The following is a 7,777-nucleotide window of genomic DNA, read 5'->3' on the forward strand; positions in this document are numbered from 1 at the left end:
CCTTCTTCCTGCTGCAACAGCGGCATCGGGTACGCCGGAACCTGAACCTGCCGCACGACCGGCAGGACGACCTGGCAGACCGGCTGGAGACCCAACTTGTGCGCCGGGCCGGCGAGCGCAGGGACGCCGAGTCCGACCTGCTCTTCTGGCCCCGGGTCGAGTTCGACCGACTGCTCGCCGAGCACCCCGCGCTGAGCGAGGTGTACGGGTCGGACTGGGACGCGCACCGGGGCCGGCTGGAGAAGGAACTGGTCCGGCTGAGGGGTGCCGGTCAGGCCGGGTTGGCCGTGTTCCGCGCCACCGTGGACGGGTTGAACGCGTTTGCCGGTCGACGTGACGGCGATCCGGCCGACGCCGCGGTCCGGGCGGGATACGCGGCCGAGGTGCAGGCACGACCCAGCGCGCGGATCGCCTGGCCGCCGGAGCGCAACGACGCCTGCTGGTGCGGGTCGGGCCTCAAGTACAAGAAGGACTGCCTGCCGCGTTCCCGCAGCTGAGCGTGGCAGCTATCGAGGTGCGGCGTGCCGCTGATAGTGGCGGGCGACCCGGGCCCGGTTGCCGCAGGAGGGCTTGCACCACTCCTGACGTGGGTGGTCCTTGACGAAGTAGCGCACGCATCGGGGTGCGGGGCAGGCGCGCAACTCTTCGCGCGCCGGACCGGTGAGGAAGCCGATGACGGCCCGCGCCAAGAGTAGCTTCCCTAATGCTTACGCCGTTCGTGAACCATTAGGGGGCGCCGTGCTGGTCATCGCACACCTCAGTGACACCCACATCGACAGCCATCCCCGATCGGCCGAGCGGACCGCCCGGGTCATGGACCACCTGCACTCCCTGCCACGACCGGTCGACGCCATCCTGATCACCGGGGACATCGCCGACCATGGCGAGGTGGCCGAGTACGAGACCGCCGCGAAGCTCTTCGAATCCCCGCTGCCGGTCATGGTCTGTCCCGGCAACCACGATGTGCGCGATGCGTACCGCAAGGGTCTGCTCGGCGACGACGATGGCGGCACCGGCCCGATCAACGCCCGGCACGACGTGGCCGGCGCGGTCTTCCTCCTCGCCGACTCGTCGGTGCCCGGTGCCGACGAGGGCCACCTGGACGACGAGACCATGGCGTGGCTCGCCGACGAGCTGGGTTCGGTGCCGGCCGGGACGCCGACGTTCATCGCCCTGCATCACCCGCCGGTGGTGCTGCACCACCCGGTCATCGATCCGATGCGGCTGCTGCCGGCCGACCCCCTGGCCGATCTCGTCGCCGCCCACCCCCAGGTCGTCGCCGTGCTGACCGGGCACTTCCACACCGCCGCCGCGAGCACCTTCGCGGGCCGTCCACTGCGGATCGCGCCGGGTGTGGTCTCCACGCTGCGGATGCCGTGGGAGGGTGACGGCCCGTTGACCACCCAGACCCAGCCGCCCGGCGTCGCGTTCCACGTGTACGACGACACCGGGCTGCTCACCACCCACTACCGGGTGGTGGTCTGAGCGTGCACGGGGTCGCGGTGCTCGGCTTCCTGCTCGCCGTCGCGCCGATCACCGCCACGCCGGGCGCGAGCCTGACCCTGGTCGTCTCGCAGGTCGCCAGCGGCGGCCGGCGGCAGGGCTGGTGGGTGATCCTGGGTACGGTGACCGGGCTGTACGTGCACGCCACCCTGGCCGCTGTCGGTCTGGCCGCGCTGGTGCTCCGCTCGTCGCAGGCGTTCTGGGTCGTCAAGCTGGTCGGGGCCGGTTACCTGGTCGGGCTCGGGCTCTGGCTGCTCTGGTCCGCGTCACGCCGTCGCACGAAGACGGAACGACCACCGACGGTTCCCAGCCGGAGGCTGCCATGGCGGGTGGACCACCCTTACCTGCAGGGGTTGCTCGGCAACGTGCTGAACCCGAAGGCCGCCGCCATCTACCTCACCCTGGCACCACAGTTCCTCGAACCGGGTCGACCGGTGCTCGTGCCGATGGTGCTTCTCGCCACGGCACACGCCGCGCTGCACACCTGTTGGCTCGCCGGCTGGACCGAGGTCTCCGGTGCCGCCGCCCGGCTGCTCCGCACCGCCTCGGTGCGACGCGCGTTCGATCGGTTGACCGGTGCGATCCTGCTCGGCCTCGGGGTACGGGCGGCGGTGACCTGAGGTTGCCGTGGCTCGCGCGCCGCCGGGCGATCGTGGGGGCTGACACATCCGAGCGGTACCGATAGCGTCCATGCCCGGACGATCGACGTCCGGCCGGTATCAGGAGGAGACGCCGATGTTCGAGGAGTTCATGGGCATCCCCGCCCACCCTCTGCTGCTGCACGCAGCCGTGGTGTTCGTGCCGCTGCTGGCCCTGCTGACCGTCGGCTACGCGTTGGTCGCGCCGATCCGGCCGCACACCCGCTGGGTGTTGGGGCTGCTCGCGGTGGGCGCACCGATCGCCGCCCTGCTGACGAAGCTCTCCGGCGACGCCTTCCTCGAACGGATGCAGGCGGCCAACCGGGTCACTCCCGAGTTCCTGCCGAAGCTTGAGGCGCATCAGGAGTTCGGTGACATCACGCTGTACGCGACGATCGGGTTGGCCGTGGTGGCGCTGGCACTGGTCTGGTTCGTCGCGCCCAGGGCGACCGACAGCGACGTCGACCGGCGCCCCTCCCCTGCGCTGACAGTGGCGTTGCAGGTGTTGTCGGTGGTGGCCGCCGGCGTCGCCGTCTACTACGTGTTCCGTACCGGCGACTCCGGGGCGAAGGCGGTCTGGGAGGGCCAGTGACCCGCCAGGCGAGCAGCAGACCGGCCGTGATCAGCGACCGGAACGCCGCCCCGCCGGATCGACACCTCCGGCGACAGAAGGATTCGGCACCGGGTCGAGGGCGGGCCCGAGGTCTCCGGTTGCTGGTCAGCCAACACGCTGACCAGCAACCGGAGACGGCACCGGCCCAGCCGGGAGACCTGAACGGGACAGCTAGCTCTGGAATCGCCGACGGCGACGCGTCCACCAGAGCATGCCACTGCCGACGGCGATGAGCGCGGCAGCGAACGTGAGCACCAGACCGACGGGCAGGCTGTCGCCGGTGATGGGCAGACCACCACCCGATCCGCCGTCGTTGGACGGCGGCTCGGGGGTCGCGCCTCCGCCCCTGGACGCCTTCACGGTGGTGTTACCGCCGAGGTAGAGGATGTTCTTGGTCTCGGCGTCGTCGGTCATCGCCTTGACGGAGGTCTGCGTGGTGCGCGGCAGGTGCGGGTGCGCCGTGGTGAACTCCGATTTGGTGATGTTCTTCTTCGGTGCCTGTGAGAAGTCCACGCCGCCGACGGTGTAGACGTAGACCCTGCCGCCGTACTCACGCTCGAAGCTGTAGTCGCCCTCCTTGAAGGATTTCAGGTACCGCTGCCAGGTTTCGTTCTTGTCCCACTTCGCACCGCGGATCGGCCATCGGGACACTTCGTTGCTGTTGATGATGGCGCGGTAGTCGGTGGCCTTCTCCGCGTCCTGCAGCCTGATCCACTCCGCGGCGACGCGCGAGGTGTACACCCGGCGCAGGTCGGCGTACGCCGCATGGTTGTTGATCTTCTTTTCGACTTCGGGGAGGATCATGGTGTTGACGAGGCTCTGGTTGTGCTCGATCTGCGCTTTGGTCAGGTCGCAGGTGCCGCCTGGCACAGGCGTGTTGACCTCCTGCGGAACGGAGTTGACCTTCAGCGGCGCGTCGAGGATGTAGATGCCGCCGTCCTGCTCCCGCACCTGCGCCGGCTGGGGGACGATCCAGTTGCGGATGCTGTGCAGGCAGGGCCGTCCGTCGACCCGACTCAGCGAGTCCCAGAAGCGGGCGCCGCGGGCGGTGCTGGGGTTCATCGTCTGGGCGAAGTCGTGCTTCATATCCAGGTCAGCTTCGAGCAGCACGCGGCCAGCGTCGGTCTCGCCGAACCGGTCGTCCATGATCTTGTCGGGTTGGTCCGGGTTGAGGTTCACCCAGAACTTGTCCGGGGTGAGCGCGAGCCAGGTGAAGAACGAGTCGGAGACCAGCTCCGCCTTCTCCTTGCCGCCCGCACCGGGATTGGTGTCCGGATCTGGCATCTTCTTGGCGCTGAAGGAATAGTCCAGGCCCTCGCCCTTGACCGGCGCGCCCACGAAGCGCAGTTCCAGGGTGGAGAAGTCCACGCCGCCGGGACCACGCACGCGCTGACCGGTCGTGTCCAACTGACGGGCACGCTCGATCTGCTGGCGCGCGGTCTCCGGGTTCGGCGCGGACCGGTTGATCATGTCGTTGCCGCCGCCGCGTGAGCCCTGGTTCACGCCCGGCTTGGCGTTGAGGGTGGAGTCGTACCTGCTGTGCGGGCCAGGCGTGTAGCGGACGACTGCAGTGGAACGGTGCTCGTAGGTGGTGACCCTTGGCCTGCCCTGCGCGTCGTTGCCGATGTCCGCGCCCAGGTTCCGCACAGCCGTCCTGGTCTTCGGTTCCTGCTCCTGGCCGAAGGCGTACCGCAGTTTGTAGTCCTGGTACCTCGGGTCCTTGAGTACGACGCGGTCCTTCGGCGGCTGGCTCGTGTCGTGCGCGCCGCCGGACTTGAACTCGACGAATTCCTTGGTCCGGTGGTTGGCCGCGTCGTACTTGCGGATGGTCTTGCCGTCCTTGTCGAGGATGTACTCCTCACACAGCCAGTCCGGTCCGACGAGGTTCAGATCGCGTACGATCTTCGCGGTGAACGCGGCACCACGCCGGTTACGGGCGTAGTTCTCGATGTAGACCTCGTTCAGCCACTCGTCGAACGTGCCCGCGAACGGCCTGGTGCCGTTCTTCTGGTTGTTGTTGTAGGTGGCGTAGACCCGCTTCGGGTCGCCCTCCTTGTATCGCGAGCTGTCCTCGCCGATCTCGTCCAGGAATTTCGTGCGTTCGGCCGGGTCAGAGGGAAGGGTCAGACCGTCCATGGCCTGCCGTGGGTTGTCGAACTCGTACTCGTCCCAGTCCGCCTCGCGACGGATCGTGCTGTCCGCCGGCAGTCCGCCCGGCTTCGCTGGATCGCCTCTGACGCCGTACATCTCGTCGCAGCGCTTCGCCTTCGGTGCCGCCTCCACGCCGCCGGTGAGAACAGGCAGGCCACTGAAGGTCATCACGCTGGCGCAGGCGACCGCCACCGCGATTCGCGCCAGGCTGCGTGGGCGACGTCTGGGTGTCGGGTAGCTCATCTGGATCCTCGTCTGGGGAGGCTGAAAGACCAGACAGCGGAAGCGCTGCGGCAGATGCCTCCCCGTAGTCATCTGGTCACCAGCGCCGTCAGGCACCCTAGGCGTGAGTTCGCCGCCGATGCAGTCCAGCACTACCTGATCGATAGCTTTGGATGCGGGATCGTTACGTTCGCGCCACCACAGTCGTAGGGTGGAACGCCATGAGCGTCGATCGGCAGAGCGAAGAGCAGGAGTGGGCCGACAACCCACGGCTGAACGCGTGGCTGGCGAAGCAGGAGGCGGCCTTCCCGGGGTGGGCGCAGCAGAGTGGCCAGGCGTGGGACTTCACGCCCGGGTCGCTGGATCAGCTCGAAGACCTGCTCCGGCGGCAGTTCTCCATCTGGGAGGAGGTGAGCGCGGCGCAGGAGGATCCGATCGTGGCAGTCTCGGCCTGGTACCTCGGCGAGGTGCAGAACCGGCACTACGGCACCGTGTGGCACTGCAACCCGCAACTCCCGGTGAACCACCCTGACCAGGACGGCACACCGTTCGTGCTCATGCCCGAGGATCCACGCGACGAGTACGAAGAGGACGACGACGAAAGGTACCGACCCGGCAACAACCCCTTCGTCGAAATCCGAGCCCTGTTTGTCCGGGGCCCGGAGAACCGACTGCGTGACGTCCTCAACCGGTACCGATGACGGTCTCGGGGTGCCGGTGCGGCCCGGTCGAGGGCCCGGGCCGCACCAGCGGGGTGACCGTCAGCCGGCGTGGTACGCCCGGATGATGGTCTGGTCGATGCCGCTACCACCGTTCGCGCCGGCCTTCACCCGCAGCGAGACGGCCTGCCCGGCGGCGGCCTTCGGCAGCACGACCCGGTAGCTGTCGCCGCTGCTGGTGACCCGGGCCGAGGTCCAGGTGGCACCGTCGTTGGTCGACGTCCACACCTCGAACGAGGTCACCTTCTGCGCCGTGACACCGTGTGCCTGCCGGACGGCCAGCTCGGCCGTACCGCCGGTGGCGTGGTTGTTGGTGTCCATCGGCAGCGCGTAGTCCACCGCGAGCAGCGGCAACGGCACGCTTGCGGTCCCGTCCGGCCCGGCCGACCGGAACGTCCACGAGGTGCTGACCTTGGTGGAGATCGGCAGGATCAGGCTCGTGTCGACGTCGAGGGTCAGCCGGTAGTCCGACAGCTGCTGCGGCACCGTGAAGTCGGCGAGCGGGCGGTCCCGTTCCTCGACCAGCTTGCCGTTGCGGTACAGCGACAGCTTGCGGTTCACCCCGATGGAGGGTCCCTGGAGGCAGTCGGCCCGCTGGTGCTGGTCGGTCAGCGACACCAGGTCGATGTGCAGGTTGCCCCGGGTCCGCGACGGCGCGGTGGCGCAGCTCTGGTCGACGCCGGCCGGGTCGTCGTAGAAGCCGGAATGCAGCGGTTGCCGTGCCCAGACCTTGGTCTGCTGACTGCCCGGCTGGTAGCTGCGGGGCGCCTCCTGGGCCGACAGGCCACCGTAGACACCCTCGTCCGCCCAGCGGAACCCGGGCGAGAGGTAGTCGGTGCGGTTCGGCGGCAGGTTCCCCTCGTGGGTCTGCGTCACCGGGAACCCGTCCGGCGCGAAGCCACTGCGGACCAGCTGGGTGACCATCCCCTCCGAGTCCATCTGGTGGAATCGCTCATCGATGCGGGCGAGCGTCGCCTGCTCGGCCCGGCCCACCCGGAAGGCGGGGTCGGCCGGTACGCCGTCCGGGTACTCGTGCACCAGGTTGTAGCGGTACGGCTTGGCCGTGCCGGCCGGCGAATCGAGGTTGACGGCCGCCCAGCTGCGCCGGGACCCGACAGCGGGCTTCGGCATCGCGGTGGTGCGGACAGTGGTCTTGGACCCGTACCCGCTGACCTGGTGCCACCAGGACAACCCGTTCGGCGCGGTCTGGACGTTGGTGAGGTCGGTCTTGGTGGGTGTGGCGGGCACCCCGTCGACAGTCGCCGTCACCGCCCTGGCCCGCGCCGGGTCGAGGGTCACGCTCCGGGCACCGCGCACGTCCAGGTCGGCCTCGGCGGCGAGCGTGGTCTCCAGCACGTCACTGTCGACGTAGTAGGCGACGGACGAGCCGAGGATCGCGTACCGGCCGGCCGGCACCCGCAGCGTGAAGGTGTCTCCGGGGGCACCGCCCGCGCCGTCGTAGTAGACCACCGGGTCGGCGAGGTTGGTGACCAGCAGGTTGATCCAGCTCTCCGCGCCGTCCTTGAGCCCGGGCAGCGGCTTCGTGTGGATGGTCAGGTCATAGCTGGGCGGCTCGACGGAGAAGCTCACCGGGGTGGTCGAGACCAGCTTGCGGCCGGGACCGCGCGCGGTGACGGTGGCCAGGTAGAAGCCCGGCCGGGCGGACAGCGCCGCACGGTCGATCCGCACTGTCGTACCGGCGGTGGAACCGCGCTTGAGCGTCACCCGGTCGGTCGACAGCGACGCCGCCCCGCGCGGCACCGGCTGGCCGTCGTGGTTGACCACCGACACGTCGAGGTCGAGGTGGGTCGTCGCCGGGGTCGCCGCGCCGGTCCAGCTCAGCTTCGCCTCGCTGGTCCCGGACTGCGGGTACGCGAAGGTGCCGAGGTTGACCACCGGCTGGTTGCTGGTCGGGCCGCCGAGGGCCCGCG

General features: G+C 69.2%; 7 protein-coding genes and 1 pseudogene. 5 read left to right on the forward strand and 3 right to left on the reverse strand.

The features are described from left to right. On the forward strand, positions 1-497 hold a 497-nt coding region (locus tag KBX53_RS14985), incomplete at its 5' end, for an SEC-C domain-containing protein (protein WP_210859885.1). A 9-nt stretch (positions 498-506) separates the two neighbouring features. On the opposite strand, the gene KBX53_RS14990 is transcribed toward KBX53_RS14985, so the two are convergent. Next, the gene (locus KBX53_RS14990) at positions 507-689 is read right to left on the reverse strand and encodes a CGNR zinc finger domain-containing protein (protein ID WP_247675642.1); all 183 of its coding nucleotides are present in this window, start codon (positions 687-689) and stop codon (positions 507-509) included. A gap of 49 nt (positions 690-738) precedes the next feature. Here KBX53_RS14990 and KBX53_RS14995 point away from each other — a divergent pair, with 49 nt between their 5' ends. The 3 genes from KBX53_RS14995 (at position 739) to KBX53_RS15005 (ending at position 2,733) form a co-directional block, all read left to right on the forward strand. Further along, positions 739-1,485, forward strand: a complete 747-nt coding sequence (locus tag KBX53_RS14995; RefSeq protein ID WP_210859887.1) for a metallophosphoesterase — start codon at positions 739-741, stop codon at positions 1,483-1,485. A gap of 2 nt (positions 1,486-1,487) precedes the next feature. Next, on the forward strand, positions 1,488-2,123 hold the full coding sequence (locus KBX53_RS15000; RefSeq protein ID WP_030337145.1) for a LysE family translocator: 636 nt from the start codon (positions 1,488-1,490) through the stop codon (positions 2,121-2,123). Positions 2,124-2,238: 115 nt separating this feature from the next. Next, the gene (locus tag KBX53_RS15005; RefSeq protein ID WP_210859888.1) at positions 2,239-2,733 is read left to right on the forward strand and encodes a DUF2231 domain-containing protein; all 495 of its coding nucleotides are present in this window, start codon (positions 2,239-2,241) and stop codon (positions 2,731-2,733) included. A gap of 192 nt (positions 2,734-2,925) precedes the next feature. Here KBX53_RS15005 and KBX53_RS15010 read toward each other — a convergent pair whose 3' ends face one another. Continuing rightward, a complete protein-coding gene (locus tag KBX53_RS15010; protein WP_210859890.1) occupies positions 2,926-5,148 on the reverse strand; it encodes a hypothetical protein in 2,223 nt (740 codons plus the stop codon). Positions 5,149-5,348: 200 nt separating this feature from the next. Between KBX53_RS15010 and KBX53_RS15015 the strand changes: the two genes are divergently transcribed. Next, on the forward strand, positions 5,349-5,828 hold the full coding sequence (locus tag KBX53_RS15015) for a hypothetical protein (RefSeq protein ID WP_210859892.1): 480 nt from the start codon (positions 5,349-5,351) through the stop codon (positions 5,826-5,828). Between the two features lie 60 nt (positions 5,829-5,888). Here the strand turns inward: KBX53_RS15015 and KBX53_RS15020 are convergent. Beyond that, a pseudogene (locus tag KBX53_RS15020) lies at positions 5,889-7,777 on the reverse strand (hypothetical protein); the annotation flags it as partial.

The sequence above is a fragment of the Micromonospora sp. M51 genome, from assembly GCF_018070305.1.
Classification (GTDB): Bacteria; Actinomycetota; Actinomycetes; order Mycobacteriales; family Micromonosporaceae; genus Micromonospora; species Micromonospora parva.

Bases quoted from the DNA above. Each gene is read 5' to 3' on its own strand.
- KBX53_RS15005 (WP_210859888.1), top strand. From the start codon at position 2,239: ATGTTCGAGGAGTTCATGGGCATCCCCGCCCACCCTCTGCTGCTGCAC.
- KBX53_RS15010 (WP_210859890.1), bottom strand. From the start codon at position 5,148: ATGAGCTACCCGACACCCAGACGTCGCCCACGCAGCCTGGCGCGAATC.
- KBX53_RS15015 (WP_210859892.1), top strand. From the start codon at position 5,349: ATGAGCGTCGATCGGCAGAGCGAAGAGCAGGAGTGGGCCGACAACCCA.